This window comes from Paraburkholderia sp. EG304 (genome assembly GCF_046543485.1).
GTDB lineage: Bacteria > Pseudomonadota > Gammaproteobacteria > Burkholderiales > Burkholderiaceae > Paraburkholderia > Paraburkholderia youngii.
Window position 1 is genome coordinate 1 of the sequence record NZ_JBKGUA010000388.1, and the last position, 352, is coordinate 352.

At 65.1% G+C, this 352-nt stretch carries 1 protein-coding gene; it reads right to left on the reverse strand.

From position 1 onward, the window contains the following. On the reverse strand, nt 1-352 hold a 352-nt coding region (locus tag ACLFKU_RS44420), incomplete at both ends, for a tyrosine-protein kinase family protein (RefSeq protein ID WP_410853475.1).

The following is a 352-nucleotide window of genomic DNA, read 5'->3' on the forward strand; positions in this document are numbered from 1 at the left end:
CCGGCAATGCGTCGAGATAGGAAGCATTGCGATAGAGGCCGGCGCGCGCGCCCAGACTGTAACGATAGACGTCCGTATCGATCCCGTTGAAGATCACACCCTTCACCCGGGCATTCGCCTGCTTGAGCTGTGCGGTCGCCTCCAGCACCTGCGCGATGGAAGTCGTCTCGAAGCGCGTCACCAGCAACACGGTGCCGCAGCTATCCGCGAGCGCGGTCGCGTCGCATACGGCCAGCACGGGCGGTGTGTCGATCAGCACGATGTCGTAGTCGCTCGTCTTCGCGAGGAACTGCTGCATGCGCTCGCTCACCAGCAGCTCGGCCGGGTTCTCCGGGATCGCGCCGCGCGCAAC